The 13,222-nt window shown below is 65.2% G+C and carries 11 protein-coding genes and 1 pseudogene; 4 read left to right on the top strand and 8 right to left on the bottom strand.

From position 1 onward, the window contains the following. Positions 1 to 21: 21 nt before the first annotated feature. Positions 22 to 1,836, top strand: a complete 1,815-nt coding sequence (kefC, locus tag AC1Q5W_RS07870; protein ID WP_492644073.1) for a glutathione-regulated potassium-efflux system protein KefC — start codon at positions 22 to 24, stop codon at positions 1,834 to 1,836. A 25-nt stretch (positions 1,837 to 1,861) separates the two neighbouring features. On the opposite strand, the gene AC1Q5W_RS07865 is transcribed toward kefC, so the two are convergent. The 4 genes from AC1Q5W_RS07865 to pcaF all read right to left on the bottom strand — a co-directional run bounded on the left by AC1Q5W_RS07865 (position 1,862) and on the right by pcaF (position 4,936). Continuing rightward, on the bottom strand, positions 1,862 to 2,389 hold the full coding sequence (locus AC1Q5W_RS07865; RefSeq protein WP_492644074.1) for a hypothetical protein: 528 nt from the start codon (positions 2,387 to 2,389) through the stop codon (positions 1,862 to 1,864). Continuing rightward, positions 2,386 to 2,838, bottom strand: coding sequence for a hypothetical protein (locus AC1Q5W_RS07860; protein ID WP_492644075.1), 453 nt, complete (start codon positions 2,836 to 2,838; stop codon positions 2,386 to 2,388). The genes AC1Q5W_RS07865 and AC1Q5W_RS07860 overlap by 4 nt, the downstream gene beginning before the upstream one ends. A 143-nt stretch (positions 2,839 to 2,981) precedes the next feature. Further along, the gene (locus AC1Q5W_RS07855; RefSeq protein ID WP_492644076.1) at positions 2,982 to 3,737 is read right to left on the bottom strand and encodes a sulfite exporter TauE/SafE family protein; all 756 of its coding nucleotides are present in this window, start codon (positions 3,735 to 3,737) and stop codon (positions 2,982 to 2,984) included. Beyond that, complete coding sequence (gene pcaF, locus AC1Q5W_RS07850) at positions 3,734 to 4,936, bottom strand: 3-oxoadipyl-CoA thiolase (protein ID WP_492644077.1); 1,203 nt, start codon at positions 4,934 to 4,936, stop codon at positions 3,734 to 3,736. Before pcaF ends, AC1Q5W_RS07855 begins: the two co-directional genes overlap by 4 nt. 113 nt (positions 4,937 to 5,049) lie before the next feature. On the opposite strand from pcaF, the gene AC1Q5W_RS07845 reads away from it, so the two are divergent. Next, a complete protein-coding gene (locus tag AC1Q5W_RS07845; protein WP_492644078.1) occupies positions 5,050 to 5,484 on the top strand; it encodes a DUF1841 family protein in 435 nt (144 codons plus the stop codon). A 26-nt stretch (positions 5,485 to 5,510) separates the two neighbouring features. Here the strand turns inward: AC1Q5W_RS07845 and AC1Q5W_RS07840 are convergent, their stop codons facing one another. Together AC1Q5W_RS07840 and AC1Q5W_RS07835 are read right to left on the bottom strand one after the other, a co-directional pair. Further along, positions 5,511 to 6,323: a crotonase/enoyl-CoA hydratase family protein gene (locus tag AC1Q5W_RS07840; protein ID WP_492644079.1), complete on the bottom strand. Its 813-nt coding sequence runs from the start codon at positions 6,321 to 6,323 to the stop codon at positions 5,511 to 5,513. A gap of 564 nt (positions 6,324 to 6,887) precedes the next feature. After that, a pseudogene (locus tag AC1Q5W_RS07835) lies at positions 6,888 to 8,906 on the bottom strand (oxidoreductase); the annotation flags it as partial. 121 nt (positions 8,907 to 9,027) lie between these two features. On the opposite strand from AC1Q5W_RS07835, the gene AC1Q5W_RS07830 reads away from it, so the two are divergent. Then, complete coding sequence (locus tag AC1Q5W_RS07830; protein WP_492644080.1) at positions 9,028 to 9,555, top strand: PadR family transcriptional regulator; 528 nt, start codon at positions 9,028 to 9,030, stop codon at positions 9,553 to 9,555. 40 nt (positions 9,556 to 9,595) lie between these two features. On the opposite strand, the gene AC1Q5W_RS07825 is transcribed toward AC1Q5W_RS07830, so the two are convergent. Both AC1Q5W_RS07825 and AC1Q5W_RS07820 read right to left on the bottom strand, forming a co-directional pair. After that, positions 9,596 to 11,401: a TIGR03768 family metallophosphoesterase gene (locus tag AC1Q5W_RS07825; protein WP_492644081.1), complete on the bottom strand. Its 1,806-nt coding sequence runs from the start codon at positions 11,399 to 11,401 to the stop codon at positions 9,596 to 9,598. Positions 11,402 to 11,567: 166 nt separating this feature from the next. Beyond that, the gene (locus tag AC1Q5W_RS07820; RefSeq protein ID WP_492644082.1) at positions 11,568 to 12,233 is read right to left on the bottom strand and encodes a c-type cytochrome; all 666 of its coding nucleotides are present in this window, start codon (positions 12,231 to 12,233) and stop codon (positions 11,568 to 11,570) included. Positions 12,234 to 12,360: 127 nt separating this feature from the next. Here AC1Q5W_RS07820 and AC1Q5W_RS07815 point away from each other — a divergent pair, with 127 nt between their 5' ends. Next, positions 12,361 to 13,215, top strand: coding sequence for an AAA family ATPase (locus tag AC1Q5W_RS07815; protein WP_492644083.1), 855 nt, complete (start codon positions 12,361 to 12,363; stop codon positions 13,213 to 13,215). The last annotated feature ends 7 nt before the right edge of the window (positions 13,216 to 13,222 follow it).

Genomic DNA, 13,222 nt, shown 5'->3' with positions numbered 1-13,222 from the left:
GGAATTTGCTATGTTAGCGGCATGGAACACACCCCCACCTGGTTAATCAACAGCTTCGTCTACCTCAGCGCCGCCGTCATCGCCGTCCCCCTGAGCCGCGCCCTGGGACTGGGTTCCATCATTGGCTATCTGGCCGCCGGCATGGCCATCGGCCCCTGGGGCCTCGGGCTGGTCACCAATGTGGAAGACATCCTGCACTTTGCCGAGTTCGGCGTGGTACTGATGCTGTTCCTGGTCGGCCTGGAACTGGAACCCAAGCGCCTGTGGAGCCTGCGCCGCCCCATCTTTGGCTGGGGCACGGCCCAGGTGCTGGGCTGCACCGCCGCCCTGTTCGCCGTGGCGTGGACCTTCGGTATCCGGTGGGAAATTGCCCTGGTCGCGGCCCTGGGCCTGGCCCTGTCGAGCACGGCCATTGCGCTGCAGGTCATTGGCGAGCGCAGCCTGCTGCCCACCAACAGCGGCCAGGCGGCGTTCTCCATCCTGCTGTTTCAGGACGTGGCCGTGATCCCGGTGCTGGCCCTGCTCCCGCTGCTGGATGGAATTTCAGAGGCAGAAATGGCCCTGAGCCCCATGGATCGCGCGCAGACAGCTATAAAAATAGTAGCAGTCGTCATCAGCATCGTGGTCGGGGGCCGGCTGGCGCTGCGCCCGCTGTTTCGCTGGATTGCCCGCAGCAAGACCCCCGAAATCTTCACCGCCGCATCGCTGCTGCTGGTCGTGGGCATCGCCAGCCTGATGCAGCTGGTGGGCCTGTCCATGGCGCTGGGGGCCTTTCTGGGTGGCGTGCTGCTGGCCGAAAGCGAATACCGGCGCGAACTGGAAACCAACCTGGAGCCGTTCAAGGGTCTGCTGCTGGGGCTGTTCTTCATTGCGGTGGGCATGGGCATCGACTTCGGCGTGCTGATGCACGACCCGCTGCGCATGGCCGCCATCGTGGCGGGTTTCCTGCTCGTGAAGCTGCTGGTGATCTATGGCCTGGCGCGCGCCATGGACCTGCCCTTTCAGGAGCGTCCGGTGTTCACCCTGCTGCTGGCGCAGGGCGGTGAATTTGCCTTTGTGGTGTTCCAGGCCGCGGTGGGCGCGCGGGTGTTTTCCGCCGAGGTGGCCTCGCTGCTGATTGGCGCGGTGACCCTGTCCATGCTGGTCTCGCCGCTGCTGCTGGTGGCGGTGGACAAGTGGCTGCTGCCCCGCTATGCGCGCAACGGCAAACCTCGGCTGCAGGAAATCTCCGAGCCCCAGAACGCCCCGGTCATCCTGGCCGGCTTTGGCCGCTACGGCCAGATCATCGGCCGCCTGCTGCTCGCGCAGGGGGTGCCCGCAACCGTGCTGGACAACGATGCCCAGATGATCGAGGCCGCACGCACCCAGGGCTACCAGGTGCACTACGGCGACCCCACCCGGCTGGACCTGCTGCGCATCGCCGGGGCCGATCAGGCCCGCGTGCTGGTGATTGCCGTCAACAGCGTGGACGCCTCGCTGGCCATCGTGGACCTGGTCAAACAGCATTTCCCGCACCTGCAGCTGGTGGCGCGCGCCCGCGACGTGGCGCACTGGAATGCGCTGCGAGCCCGCGGCGTGCTGCGCATCGAGCGGGAAATGTTCGAAGGCAGCCTCAAGAGCGGCCTCAGCGTGCTGGAGCTGCTGGGCCAGACGCCGCAGGAAGCCCACCACGCCGTCAACCGCTTCCGCACCCACAACCTGGCCTTGCTGGAGAAGATGCACCCACACCACAAGGACCGCGCCAAGATGATTGCGGTGGCCAGACAGGGGCGCCAGGAACTGGAAGAGCAGATGGCACGGGAGCGGGAAGAGCAGGCGCAAAACCCCGCGGCATGACCCGCCCCCCAGTCCTCTGGGTCCGTCAGCGTCCCGGTGGCGGTGGCGGTGGCGGGTAAGCCGCCGGCCCGTACGGGGCCGGGTAGGACGGCACGACCACGGCCGGGGCCGGCACGCGGTAACCCGCCCGCGGCGTCGCGTTGTTCTTAGTGGCCATGCACTGTTCGTAGGCCAGGTCGTAGCGCCGTTGCGCCTGCTCGGAGGCCACCGCACTGCGGTTGGCCCCGATGGCCGTGCCCATGACCAGCCCGGTGGCGGCACCGGACGCGGTGTGGTCGTGGCGCCCACCTGCCGCCGAGCCGACGGCAGCGCCAATCACCGTGCCCACGACGGCCGCACCGGCTACCGTGGCGCCGGGCGATTCCGGGGCGATGGTCTGCTCGGCATAGTTCCGGCAGGCCTGGTCTTCAGCCGCAAACAACTCCAACGGCTTGCCCGGCGTGGGCATCACCGTCACGCGGGGCGCCTGCGGGGGCGGCGCGGCACAGCCGGCCAGGCCGGCCAGACACAGCAGCGCCACCGTGCCGGTCCAGCGGGAAAGGGGTACGGTCATTGCGGCACACCCGGCGGTGTGGCAGGCACCGTCTTCCAGCCGCGCGGACAGGACGCTACATAGGGGTAGTAGCCCTTGGCCGCTTCACAGTAGTACCAGTACTGCGTGGGCGGCGGGCTGGCCACCGGCGGCGCTTGCACCACCACGGGCGGAGGCGCCTGCTCCACCACGACGACGGGCGGACGATAGGGGTCGGGATAGGGATAGACCGGCTGGGGATAGAAGTACCACAGACCGCCTATGACCCACCACCATCCGAAGCGGCCATCGTGGGAGCCATGGCGCCAGGCGCCCGACTGCCAGCGGCGGGCGTCGTGGTATTCAAAATGCCGGATGTCGCCGCGCCATTCGCGGCCACGGTCATGGTCCCGGTGCTGGGCCATGGAAGTCAGGGGAAGCGTGCCCAGCAGGGCCGCCACGGCGCAGGCTATGCCAACGAGCGGTTTCATAGAAAGACCTCGGTAAGCCGGGTGCCCAAGGCCCCCGGCAGGAATCCATACAGGATTGGTCAACGCCTCCCCGCGCGGGCCAGTTGACCCCCGCCGTGCAGCTTTACCGGGTGTTCATGAAACAGTTTGTAATGGCCCTGGCCTCAGGCCAGCCCGTCCCACAGCAGCTTGATGCCGGTGAGCAGCATGCCGGCGTACAGGAAGCGGTAAAACCAGACCGGACGGATGCGCCGCGCCAGCCACACCCCGGACCACACGCCCACCGGCGCCAGCGGCAACAGCACCAGCGAGGTCGCCATGTTGCGCCAGTCCAGCAAGCCCAGCCAGGCGTAGGGAATCCATTTGGAGAGGTTCACCACGAAGAAGAAAAAGGCCATGGTGGCGGTGTACTGCACCGGCGACAGGCGCAGCGGAATCACATAGGCCGAAATGGGCGGCCCGCCGGCGTGGGCAATGAAACTGGTGAACCCCGAGGTGGTGGTCAGCAGCGCCCCCAGCCACCGGGGCGGCGGCGGGCTGTCGGCGTGGGGCGGAAACACCAGGCGCTGCGCCAGGAACAGCAACGTGAACGCACCCACCAGGGCCGCCACGGTGTGGGCATTGAGCACCTTGAACAGCACCGCGCCAATGGCGATGCCCAGCACCCCGAACGGGACCAGAAACTTCAGCAGCGTCCGGTCAAAATCCTTGCGGAACGCCGCCATGCCCAGCACGTCCATCAGGAACAGCAGCGGCATCAGGATCGCGGCCGCCTCGGGCACGCTCACGGCCAGCGCCATCAGCGGTACCGCCAACGAACCGAAGCCCGCGCCAAACCCGCTTTTGCTCACCCCCAGCAACAGGACGGCGGGGATGGACACCGCATAGAAATACGGGTCGGTGATGAGGGGAAAGCTCACACCCGTTCCAGAACCAGCGCAATGCCCTGCCCCACACCAATGCACATGGTGCACAGCGCGTAGCGCCCGCCCGTGGCGTGCAGGCGGTTCACCGCCGTGGTCGCCAGGCGCGCACCCGAGGCCCCCAGCGGGTGGCCCAGCGCAATGGCGCCGCCCCAGGCGTTGACGCGGGCGTCGTCGTCCTTCAGGCCGAGCTGGCGCAGCACGGCCAGGCCCTGGGCGGCAAAGGCTTCGTTGAGTTCGATGACATCCAGCTGCTCCAGCGTCAGGCCGGTAAGCGCCAGCACCTTCTGCGTGGCCGGCACCGGGCCCATGCCCATGGTGCGCGGGGCCACACCGGCCGTGGCCATGCCCACGATGCGAGCCCTGGGGGTGAGGCCGTTCTTGGCGGCGCTGGCCTCGTTGGCCAGCAGCAGGGCGCAGGCGCCGTCGTTCACGCCCGAGGCGTTGCCGGCGGTGACGCTGCCGTCCGGGCGCACGACGCCCTTGAGCTTGGCCAGGGCTTCGAGGCTGGTCTCGCGCGGGTGTTCGTCCTGGCTGACGACGATGGCATCACCCTTCTTCTGGGGGATGGTGACGGGGGTGATTTCCCGGGCCAGGTGGCCGGCCTTCTGGGCGGCAACGGCCTTGAGCTGACTGGCCAGGGCCATGCGGTCCTGGGCTTCGCGCTCAATCTGGTATTCGACGGCGACGTTCTCGGCGGTTTCGGGCATGGAGTCCACGCCGTACTTTTCCTGCATCAGCTTGTTGATGAAGCGCCAGCCGATCGTGGTGTCGTAGACGGCGTTGGCGCGGCTGAAGGCGGATTCCGCCTTGGGCATGACGAAGGGGGCCCGGCTCATGCTCTCCACGCCGCCGGCGATCATCAATCCAGCCTCACCCGATTTGATGGCACGGGCTGCCGTACCCACGGCATCCAGGCCCGAGCCGCACAGGCGGTTGAGGGTGGCGCCGGGCACTTCCAGGGGCAGGCCGGCCAGCAGGCTGGCCATGTGGGCGACGTTGCGGTTGTCTTCACCGGCCTGGTTGGCGCAGCCCAGGATGACGTCGGTCACACTGGCCCAGTCCACGCCCGGGTTGCGCTCCAAGAGGGCTTTGAGGGGGATGGCTGCCAGGTCGTCGGTGCGCACGCTGGAAAGGGCGCCGCCGTAGCGCCCGATGGGGGTGCGGATGGCGTCGCAGATGAAGGCTTGGTTCATGGCAGGGGTCCGTTTACGGGGCAACAAAAAGAACGACGACTCTGCCACGGTACCGGAAAAATTGCCCGTCCCGCTGGCGACAAGGCCATGGGAGGCCGTGTTACCCTTGCCGGATGTTCAGTCCGTCCCAAGCCGATGTCCGCCGTTTTTTCTGCTCTGTTTATGCCAAGGCCCGCGCAGGCACTGCGCTGGAAGCTATTGAAACCATAGCAAGCCAGTGGATGGACGAGCACCCCGAATACGCCGCCGACTTCGCCGACGTGGACGCCGCCCTGCGGGCCATGACCGAGGTGCAGGACGGCCGCACCAACCCCTTCCTGCACCTGTCCATGCACCTGTCGATCAGCGAGCAGTGCTCCATCGACCAGCCACGCGGCATCCGCCAGGCCGTGGAGCTGCTCACCCACCGGCGCAATTCCCTGCACCAGGCGCACCACGAAGCCATGGAGTGCCTGGGCAGCATGCTGTGGGAAAGCCAGCAGGCAGGCCGCCCGCCGGACGGCGAGGCCTACATTGCCTGCGTGCAGCGCCACGCCACCCGGGACTAAAGCGAAGGGGCCAACGCCCCCGCCGCTCAGCCCTTGAACACCGGCGCCCGCTTCTCCATATTGGCCAGCATGGCCTCCTGCAGGTCCTTGCTCATCAGCATGGCGGCGTTCCAGGTGGCGATGTAGTTCAGGCCGTCGGCCACGGAGTGGTCCCGCCCGTAGGTGATCATTTCCTTGGTGCCGCGCACTGACAAGGGCGATTTGGCGGCAATGCTGGCAGCGATCTCGCGCACGCCGGCGTACAGCGCCTCGCGCGTGTCGAACACGCGGTTGAGCAGGCGCATCTCGCGCGCCTCGGCCGCGCTGAAGTTACGCCCGGTGTAGGCCAGCTCGCGGGCCATGCCTTCACCGATCAGCCGGGGCAGGCGCTGCAGGGTGCCCACGTCGGCCGTCATGCCGATGTCGATCTCCTTGATGGTGAAGTAGGCGTCGCTGGAGGCGTAGCGCATGTCGGCGCAGGTGATGAGGTCGATCCCGCCGCCCACGCAGCCGCCGTGGATGGCCGCCAGCACGGGCTTCCTGCAACGCTCCAGGCTGGTCAGGGTGTCCTGCAGGTCCAGGATCACGCGGCGCAGCGCTTCGCGGGTGCGGCCGTCGCAGTCGTTCTGGATCTGCGGGCCCAGGCCCATCATCATCTTCAGGTCAATGCCGGCGGTGAACAGACGGCCTTCGCCCTGCAGGATGGCCACGCGGACCTCGGGGGTGGCGTCCACCCACTCGAAGGCCTTGCGGATTTCCTGCCACATGGTGGCGTTCATGGCATTGGCCTTTTCGGGCCGGTTCAGGCGCACGGTGGCAATGTGATCTTCCAGCGTGACGGACAGGGTTTCGAACTCCATGTGCAACTCCATTTTCAGTGTGTTTTTGGCTTGCAGCCCTCGCAGAACCTGCGCAGACTGCTATCAATTTCAAAGCAATCAGGCCTTGGCGCCCTTCATGGCGGCCAGGTAGGGCGCCAGGCGTTTGGCCATTTCGTCGCCCAGGGCCTGCAGGCCGCTCATGGGGCGCACCATGACCTCAAAGTCGGTGATCTTGCCCTCGGCATCGAACTGGATCATGTCGATGCCCTTGAGCTCCTTGCCGTTCACTTTGGCCGAGAACTCCAGCACCACGCTGTTGCCCTCGGGGTTGGCAAACGTGCGGTGGTAGGTGAAGTTCTCGAACACCTTGACCACCGTGCCCAGGATCAGCTGCACGGCCTGCGCGCTCGGATACGGCGTGTGCGCCATGGGCGAGCGGAACACCGCCTTGGGGTGCAGGATGCCGGCGAGCTCGCCCAGGTTGCCTTCGGCCACCATGGCGTGCCAGGTGGCCAGGCTTGCGGCCACGGCGGGGCTGACGCGCTGATCCAGGGTGGCAGCGGCCCCGTTGGCAGGCGCTGCCTGGGGCGCAGCGCCCGGGTCCAGGCTGAGGGCCAGCTCGGTGCCCTGCTTGATGGCGCGCTTGGCGTCCAGCTCGACGGCCTTGTCGGCACCGCCGATCAGGTGCACGGTCACGCCGGCGGCCTGCAGCGCGTCCTGCAGTTCACGCTGGGGGTCCTGCCCGGCGCAGACGATGACGTTGTCCACCGGCAGCACCATGTCCTTCTCGCCCACGCTGATGTGCAGGCCGGCGTCATCGATCTTGCGGTAGTTCACACCGGGGATCATTTCCACGCCGCGGTTCTTCAGGCCCGTGCGGTGGATCCAGCCCGTGGTCTTGCCCAGGCCGTCGCCCACCTTGCTGACCTTGCGCTGCAGCAGATAGACCTTGCGCGGCACCTCACCGATGTGCGCCGCAGCCAGCCCGCCACGTGCGCCGCCCGTGGTGTCCACGCCCCACTCCTTGAAGAACAGGGCCTTGTCCAGGCTGGGGCTCTTGCCCTCGTGCAACAGGTATTCAGACACGTCGAAACCGATGCCGCCGGCACCGATCACAGCCACCGTCTTGCCCACGGGTTTCTTGTCGCGCAGCACGTCCAGGTAGCCCAGCACCTTGGGGTGGTCGATGCCGTCGATGGCCGGCAGGCGCGGAACAATGCCGGTGGCCAGCACCACCTGCTGGTAGCCCTGGGCCACCAGGTCCTGGGCGCTGACGCGCCGGCCCAGCTGCAGCTTCACGCCGGTCCGTTCGATCTGCTTGCCGAAGTAACGCAGCGTCTCGTAGAACTCTTCCTTGCCCGGTACCTGCTTGGCCACGTTGAACTGGCCGCCGATCTCGGTGGCCGCATCAAACAGCGTGACATCCATGCCGCGCTGTGCGGCTTCGGTGGAGAAGGCCAGCCCGGCCGGGCCGGCGCCGACCACGGCGATGCGTTCCTTCTTCTGCAGGGGTTTCTGCACCAGGATGGTTTCGTGGCAGGCGCGCGGGTTCACCAGACAGGACGTGATCTTGCCGCCGAAGGTGTGGTCCAGGCAGGCCTGGTTGCAGCCGATGCAGGTGTTGATCTCGTCGGCCTTGCCCGCAGCGGCCTTGGCCACGAAATCGGGGTCGGCCAGGAAGGGGCGCGCCATGCTCACCATGTCGGCCATGCCATCGGCCAGCACCTGCTCGGCCACCTCGGGGGTGTTGATGCGGTTGGTGGCCACCAGCGGAATGCCCACCTTGCCCTTGAGCTGCTGGGTCACCCACGCATAGGCGGCGCGCGGCACCTTGGTGGCGATGGTGGGAATGCGCGCCTCGTGCCAGCCGATGCCGGTGTTCAGGATGGTGACGCCGGCAGCTTCGAGCGCCTGCGCCAGCTGCACCACCTCGTCCTGTGTGGAGCCGCCTTCGACCAGGTCGAGCATGGACAGGCGGAAGATGATGATGAAGTTGGCTCCCACGCGTTCGCGCGTGCGGCGCACGATCTCCAGCGGAAAACGGATGCGGTTCTCATAAGCGCCGCCGTACGCGTCGTCGCGCTGGTTGGTCTGCGCGGCGATGAACTCGTTGATGAGGTAGCCCTCGGAACCCATGATTTCCACGCCGTCGTAACCCGCGCTCTGCGCCAGGGCTGCGGTGTTGGCATAGTCCTCAACGGTCTGCTGCACTTCTTCGGTGGTCAGCGCATGCGGGCGGAAGGGGCTGATCGGGGCCTTGAGCGCGCTGGGAGCCACCAGCTCGGGGTGGTAGGCGTAGCGGCCGAAGTGCAGGATCTGCATGGCGATCTTGCCGCCGGCGTCGTGCACGGCTTGCGTCACCACCTTGTGCTTGTCGGCCTCGGCCTGCGTGGTCATGGCGGCGCCGCCGGGCATGGGGCGGGCACGGTCGTTGGGGGCAATGCCGCCGGTCACGATCAGGCCCACGCCACCCCGGGCGCGCTCAGCGTAGAAGGCGGCCATGCGCTGGAAGCCGTCCTTGGCCTCTTCCAGCCCGACGTGCATGGAGCCCATGAGCACGCGGTTTTTCAGGGTGGTGAAGCCCAGGTCCAGGGGTTGGAGCATGTGGGGATAAGCGGTCATGAAGGCATCCTCTGCGTTGAAAAATGGCCGCAACTATGCAACCAGTTGCAGCAGTCTAGGGGGATTTTGAATTTTATGCAACCAGTTGCATAGCTGGCCAACAGCCCGTAGACTGGCGCCCATGTCCCTTGCCCATGCTGTACTGACTTCCCTGATCGAAAAATCGTCTTCGGGCTACGAACTGGCACGCCGGTTCGACAAATCCATCGGCTATTTCTGGCACGCCACCCACCAGCAGATCTACCGGGAGCTGGCGCGCATGGAGGCCGCAGGCTGGATCGAATCGAGCTCCGCCCCGGATGCGGGCAAGACCCGCAAGCGCGAGTACCGCGTGCTGCCGGCGGGCCGCGAGGAGCTGGCGCGCTGGGCCCAGGCGCCGTCCGAGCCCATGGACCTGCGCGACGAATTCATGGTGAAGCTGCGGGCCGATGCCGCACTGGGTGAGGTCGATCTGCGCGACGAGCTGCGCCGGCGCATCGCCCTGCACCAGGAAAAACTGGCGCACTACCGCGCCATCGAGCAGCGCGACTTTCCGCCCGGCGCACCGCTGTCGCGCGAGGCCCGCATCCACCACATGATTTTGAAGAAGGGCATCCTGTACGAGCAGGGCTCGATCGCCTGGAACACGGAGATGCTGGAGATGCTGTGAATTGCATCGCGCAACACCCCATGCATTGGATGGCGTGTGGCTACCCCCACTTTGCCTTGAGCACGCGGACCATTTCTGGACTCAACTGCTTGCGCAATTCAGCGTTGTAGGAGCCCCGGGGCATGAAATGGACACTGGGGTCGCCGGTCGGGTTGTAGTTGTCCACCTTGTCCCCGTCCTTGACGATCTGGCTTGCCGCGATGGCGTAGGCGCGCGACTTTGCCGCAGGCGTGCCCTCCTGAACCGCCGGGTCCACGTTGGTGGTCACGATGGAGATTGAGTAGTCGCTGTTGAGGTGAATCTCGAAGGTGCGCAACTGCTGCGGAAAATCGCGCAGCGAGGAGGTTTCGACCTGCCAGAAACCCGCTTGCGGAGTGGGGCCGGCAAATGCCTTGACGGTGTTGAGATGGCGGTGGCCCGACAGCCACATCAGCAAATTCGGATGGCGGTGCAGTTCGGCAATCAGCCCGGGCAGATCGACGGCGTTTTGCACCGGCGCAGTGGGGTCGGGATTCACCCACCAGCCCATCGGGCTTTGCTTCTTGCCTGTCGGCAGAACCGGGGGCGGATTGGTCTCTTCGACGGCCAGCGGGATGTGCGCTGCAATGACCATCAACTGGCCGGCGGCATCACCGGCGGCCAGTTCGGCCTTGAGCCAGTTCCAGCGTTGCAGGTCCAGAAAACCGTGCCCGTGGATGTCGGGCGAACCGTCGTCTTCGCGTTGGGTGTTGTCGAGCACGATCACCTTCAGCGGCAGCGTGGACTTCGGCACGAAGCTGTAGCAGGCAAAGCCGGCTTTGGCATTCGCAGGAGTGAAGCCGTGGCCGACCGGCAGGGAGGACGTCTTGAAAAACTCGGCCATCCATTCTTCGGTGCCCACCGGGCGGCGGTTCGCATCGGGAGCCACCTTCGGAGGATGGGGAAAATCCGCGACCTTGCCCGCGTGCCGGATGGCGCCGTCGGGCGACGCGCCATCGAGCACCCCCATGTAGTAGACCGGCTCCTTGAGGTTATTCACGTCCGCAAGGACGTTGCCCGTGGCAAAGACCGTATCGCTCGTGTAAGACGCCCGGAGATCGGGCCTGAGCGGGGTGTCCACCGGAAACGAGCCCATATAGAAATGGTCATGGTTGCCCAAGGCCTGGTACCAGGGAATCGACTTGTCCAGCCCCGCGGCCTTGAACGGTTTTTGGTAGTCAATGGAGTCGGCGCCGAGATGGGCCCCGGAACTCGGGTGAATGACCTTGCCGTCAAGGACGTCGATATACCAGCGCAATTCGTTGTACTGGCTGCTGTTGCAGACATCGCCAAGCGAGAGACCAAAGTCGATCGGATTCTTGGCGTGCAGGGCATTGACGGTCTGGATGGCGGCATCCAGGACCTGCGTGGAACACATCATGACCGGCGAATACAGCGCGGCGGAGATGGCCAGGTGCGACTCGACCAGGCGCCCGAGGTGGATCAACTGGTTGGGTGTTTCCTTGTCGGTGATGTGGATGTCGCTGATGGTGAAGAAGCTGAGCAGCTTTTCCTTTCTACGGGTGGTGGTGGCGTCATACGACGCAGGCATCAGATCCGTGCGCAGCTCGGCCGGGAGTGGATTGCCCAGCGTCCAATTGCCATAACCGTACTGCTTGAATCGCGAGACGGCACTCAGGGGAATCGGCACCGAAGGCTTGGCGCCGGGCACCACCGTATGTTCGAGGGTGGTGAACACTTCGGGGGCAATCGCATTGCTCTGGAGTGCTTGCGGGGCCGCCCCGGCGATGCTTTCGCCAGCGACAAGACTGGCCCCGACGGGGATGGCGGACAACGAAAATTTCAGGAAATTGCGACGCTCAACCATGGACGACCTTTCTGCATGGGGTTATTTGCGAGGAAGTTCCGCATCGTAAGGCGACCCCATTGGCCGATGATTGTGGCACCGAAATCCAGCCAGAAAGGCGTGCCGACGCAGACGCAAAAAAGCCGCTTCAAGAGCGGCTTTTTTTTGTGCGGGCGGGAACCGGTGCTTACTTGAAGCGGTTTTGCGGCACGGTCTTCAATTCGCTTGGCAGGCTGCCCACGTAGTTGGCCAACTCTTTGAGTTCTGCGTTCGAGAACTGTTTGGCCACACCGCCCATGATGGCGTTGCCGCGACCGATCAGCGCATTGTTCTCGGTCTTGTAGGCCTTCAGGGCCACGAACAGGTAGTCGCTGTGCTGGCCGGCAATCTTGGGGTAGGACGGGTCAATGGGCTTGCTGAAGCTGTCCCCGTGGCAGGAGGCGCAGGCGCCCTTGGCCACCAGTTCCATCGCCTTGGCCGAGCCGTCCGCCGCCTTGGCCGGGGCTGCGGCCCCTTCCACCACACCGCTGGCCGCGTAATAGGCCGCCACGTCAGCAATGTCCTGGTCGCTCAGCGAGCCGGCCATGCCGCGCATGGTGGGGTGCTTGCGGTCGCCCTTCTTGTAGGCATTGAGCGCCGACACGATGTACTTGGCGCTCTGGCCCGAAATCTTGGGCACCTTGTGCACTTCGGGGAAGCTGGACTGGTAACCCACAATGCCGTGGCAGCCAATGCACGCGTCAATCTTTTTCTCGCCGGCCTTGACGTCACCGGTGATCTCCTGCGCGCTGGCAGACAAAGTGGTCACCGAAGCGACAATCACAGCAGAAATGGTTAGCAACAGTTTGTTCATTTTGCAAGGACAATTAGACAATGATTGATTTAAATCTAATTTTCATTATATAGATCAGCGTATTGCCATCCTTGCAGCCACTAAGCTGCACGGTTCCCCCTCTTTTTTGTTCAGCCAAGCCACCACCATGAAATTTCACGGAACCAAGAACTACGTCGCGACCCAGGACCTGATGCTGTCCGTCAACGCGGCCATCACGCTGCAGCGTCCGCTGCTGGTCAAGGGCGAGCCGGGTACCGGCAAGACCATGCTGGCCGAAGAGGTGGCCCAGGCACTGAACCTGCCGCTGCTGCAGTGGCACATCAAGTCCACCACCAAGGCGCAGCAAGGCCTGTACGAGTACGACGCCGTGAGCCGCCTGCGCGACTCGCAACTGGCCGACGTGGACGGCGGTGAGCGCGTCAAGGACATCCACAACTACATCGTCAAGGGTGTGCTGTGGCAGGCCTTCACCGCCGACCAGCCGGTAGCCCTGCTGATCGACGAAATCGACAAGGCCGACATCGAGTTCCCCAACGACCTGCTGCGCGAAATCGACCGCATGGAGTTCTACTGCTACGAAACGCGCCAGCTGATCAAGGCCAAGCACCGCCCGCTGGTGTTCATCACCTCCAACAACGAGAAGGAACTGCCCGACGCATTCCTGCGCCGCTGCTTCTTCCACTACATCAAGTTCCCCGACGCGGCCACCATGCAAAGCATCGTGGAGGTGCACTTCCCCGACCTCAAGAAGGAACTGCTCACCGCCGCCATGAAGACCTTCTACGACGTGCGCAACCTGCCGGGCCTGAAGAAGAAGCCCTCCACCAGCGAGCTGCTGGACTGGCTCAAGCTGCTGCTGGCCGAAGACATTCCCACCGAAGCCCTGCAAAGCAAGGACGACAAGATGGCCGTGCCCCCGCTGGTGGGCGCACTGCTGAAGAACGAGCAGGACTCGACCCTGTTCGAAAAGCTGATGTTCATGCAACGCCACAACCGCTAAGGCGCCA

The sequence above is a fragment of the Rhodoferax sp. MLSD5-FHT05B10 genome, from assembly GCF_058793415.1.
This window is presented reverse-complemented; position numbering and strand designations above follow the sequence as displayed.

What these genes read in the sequence shown, in the direction of transcription:
- AC1Q5W_RS07865 (WP_492644074.1), bottom strand. Translation starts at nt 2,389, where the DNA reads ATGACCGTACCCCTTTCCCGCTGGACCGGCACGGTGGCGCTGCTGTGT.
- AC1Q5W_RS07840 (WP_492644079.1), bottom strand. Translation starts at nt 6,323, where the DNA reads ATGGAGTTCGAAACCCTGTCCGTCACGCTGGAAGATCACATTGCCACC.
- AC1Q5W_RS07845 (WP_492644078.1), top strand. Translation starts at nt 5,050, where the DNA reads ATGTTCAGTCCGTCCCAAGCCGATGTCCGCCGTTTTTTCTGCTCTGTT.
- pcaF (WP_492644077.1), bottom strand. Translation starts at nt 4,936, where the DNA reads ATGAACCAAGCCTTCATCTGCGACGCCATCCGCACCCCCATCGGGCGC.
- AC1Q5W_RS07830 (WP_492644080.1), top strand. Translation starts at nt 9,028, where the DNA reads ATGTCCCTTGCCCATGCTGTACTGACTTCCCTGATCGAAAAATCGTCT.
- AC1Q5W_RS07820 (WP_492644082.1), bottom strand. Translation starts at nt 12,233, where the DNA reads ATGAACAAACTGTTGCTAACCATTTCTGCTGTGATTGTCGCTTCGGTG.
- AC1Q5W_RS07825 (WP_492644081.1), bottom strand. Translation starts at nt 11,401, where the DNA reads ATGGTTGAGCGTCGCAATTTCCTGAAATTTTCGTTGTCCGCCATCCCC.
- AC1Q5W_RS07815 (WP_492644083.1), top strand. Translation starts at nt 12,361, where the DNA reads ATGAAATTTCACGGAACCAAGAACTACGTCGCGACCCAGGACCTGATG.
- AC1Q5W_RS07860 (WP_492644075.1), bottom strand. Translation starts at nt 2,838, where the DNA reads ATGAAACCGCTCGTTGGCATAGCCTGCGCCGTGGCGGCCCTGCTGGGC.
- kefC (WP_492644073.1), top strand. Translation starts at nt 22, where the DNA reads ATGGAACACACCCCCACCTGGTTAATCAACAGCTTCGTCTACCTCAGC.